General features: G+C 59.5%; 1 protein-coding gene. It reads right to left on the bottom strand.

Annotation, left to right across the window (positions count from 1 at the left end; translation table 11 throughout):
• The coding region (locus tag L1N82_RS23010; protein ID WP_235289805.1) for a condensation domain-containing protein at nucleotides 1–2,859 on the bottom strand (2,859 nt) is incomplete at both ends.

Below are 2,859 nucleotides of genomic sequence, written 5' to 3'. Positions count from 1 at the left end.
CGGTAGCCCGCCGCCGTGTTCACCAGGCTGCGGTGCTCGATCATCACGCCCTTCGGCTTGCCCGTTGTTCCCGACGTATAGATTACGTACGCCAGGTCCTCTGGGCGGGCTTCATGGAAGTGATCATCCGCTTCAATCGGCGCATTCGCCCGCTCGTCGCTGTACGACGCTTCGTCGTCGAGGTACAGCACCGCCGTCAGCGCCAGCTCTTCTTCGCCGAGCCAGGCTTCGGCGCGATCTCGAAGCGGCGTTTGCGCCAGCAGCACCTTCGCTCCGCTGTCTTCGAGCATGAACCGCACGCGGTCCGCCGGATAATCCGGGTCGAGCGGCACATACGCCCCGCCCGCTTTCCAGACGGCCAGCACGGCCACCAGCAGGTCCACCGAACGCTCGGCGAGAATGCCGACGATCGTCTCCCGGCCGATGCCGCTTGCGCGCAGCGTGGCCGCCAGGCGGTTCGCCCGCTCGTTCAGCTCCGCATACGTCAGCCGGTCGTTCTCGTAGACGACGGCCTCCGCTTCCGGCGTGCGCTCCGCCTGTTCCTCAAACAGCCGGTGGAACGCCGCCGCTGGAGCCGCTTCCGGCTGCGCCGGGTTGAACGCGCCGAGAATTTGTTCTTGTTCCGCCGCCGTCAACATGCCCAGTTCGGCAATCGTCGCAGATGGGTTGCGAAGAATGGATTCAAGCAGCTGCAAGTAGTGAGCGGCCAATTTCTCCACCGTTTCGGGTTTATAAAGAGCCGTTGCGTATTCAAACAGATATTCCAAGCCTTCCTCGATCTCCGTGACGTCCAGGCTGAGATCGAACTTAGAGACAATTTCTTCGCTGGCATACGTCGACAAATGGAGTCCCGGAAGCTGGATTTCCAAATTCTCTGTATTCTGCAAAGCAAACATCGTATCGAACAGCGGATTGCGGCTTAAATCGCGAGCCACGTTCACCTTATCCACCAGTTCCTCAAACGGATAATTCTGATGTTCAAAAGCGCCCAGCGTCGTCTCCTTGATTTCCTTCAAGTAGTCAAGGAAGGTCTTGCCGGCAGCCGGATAATTGCGGATCGCCAAGGTATTGACGAACATCCCGATCAGCGGCTGAACGTCGCTGTGATTTCTTCCCGCGATCGGCGTGCCAACCACCACGTCTTCCTGCCCTGTATATTTGTGCAGCAATATGGTATAACCAGCGAGCAGAACCATATACAGCGTTGCGCCGTTCTCGGCTGCAAGCCGTTTCAGACCCTCGCTTGTCTCGCTATTCATAAACAATTGCAGCGAGCGGCCCTCGTAGCTCTGCATAGCCGGGCGCGGATAGTCCGTCGGCAGTTCCAAAACCGGCAGCTCTCCGCGGAACATGTCGAGCCAGTAGGCTTCCTGCTTGGCAAGCTGAGCTTTCTGCTCGTCCGATTGCTGCCATACCGCATAATCCTTGTACTGAATGCGGAGCGGCTCCAGCTGCTCCCCGCTGTACAAGCGGACGAATTCTTCGATCAGCACGTCAATCGAAACGCCGTCCGATACGATATGATGCGTATCGAACATCAGAATGTGCCGGTCAGGCGCCAGCTCGGCAAGGCCTACCCGCAGAAGCGGCGGCTTCGCGAGATCAAACGGACGAACGAACTCACGCACCGTTTCTTCCGCCTGCTCCACGCTGATCTGCACATATTCCACCTGGAATCCGGCTTCTTCGTAAACCCGCTGAACCGCCTCGCCTTTTACCATCTCAAAGCCGGTACGCAGCGTTTCATGACGAGCTACGAGCGCGCGGAACGCTTCTTCAAACCGCTGCCGGTCAAGCTCCCCTTCGAGCAGCATAGCTCCCGGTATGTTGTAGCTCAGCTCGGCTCCTTCCAGCTGGTTCAAGATATAGAGACGTTTCTGAGCGGAAGAGAGCGGATAATACTCGCTTGGTTCCGCGGCCGGAATAGCCGTGAACGAGCCGGTCTCCAGTCGCTCCACAGCCGCGGCCATTTCTTCAACCGTCGAGTAGCGGAAAACGTCGCGAAGCGGGAACTCGGCGCCTAGCTCCTTATGCATTTTGCTGACCAGCGTCGTCGCCCGCAGGGAGTGTCCGCCGAGGTCGAAGAAGTTGTCCGTTACGCCTACCGCCTGCTCCCGAACAAGCACATCCTGCCAAATGGCGGCCAGCTTCGCCTCCAGTTCGGTGCGCGGCGCTACGTATTCGCGGCCTCCGCCTGCTCCCCCTTCCGGCGCCGGCAGCGCCTTCCGGTCGATCTTTCCGTTCGGCGTCAGGGGCAGGCGTTCCAGCTCCACGAAGTACGACGGGATCATGTACCCTGGCAGCTCGCTGGCAATCGCCCGCTTCAGGTCCGCCGCCGTCAAGCCTTCTTCCGCTGTATAATAAGCGCACAAAGCTTTCTGGCCTTCTTGGTCTTCTCTGACGACGACGACCGCTTCCTTCACGCCATCTGCACTCAGAAGCTTCGATTCGACTTCGCCCGTCTCGATCCGGTAGCCCCGGATTTTCGCCTGGTTGTCGATCCGGCCGATGAAGTCCACATTGCCGTCTTCCATCCACCGCGCCAAGTCTCCCGTTCGGTACAGCCGCTCGCCCGCTTCGAACGGGCTGTCAACGAACTTCTCTTTCGTCAGCTCCGGACGGTTCAAGTACCCGCGCGCCACTCCGGCTCCACCGATAACCAGCTCGCCCAGCACCCCGACCGGCACCGGATTCAGATGCGCGTCCACGATGTAGAATTTCGCATTCAGCCACGCTTTGCCGATCGGTACATTGCCTGTCTGCGGCAGCTTCGCCAGCTCCTCGTCGTAGAAGCTTGAGTCTATCGCTGCTTCCGTCACGCCGTATGCGTTGATGATCCGGAACACCGAGCCGAAGCGC

The sequence above is a fragment of the Paenibacillus tarimensis genome (assembly GCF_021532315.1).
Lineage (GTDB): Bacteria > Bacillota > Bacilli > Paenibacillales > Paenibacillaceae > Paenibacillus_I > Paenibacillus_I tarimensis.
The sequence above is the reverse complement of the archived record's forward strand: the minus strand, read 5'-3'. Positions and strand labels throughout refer to the sequence as shown.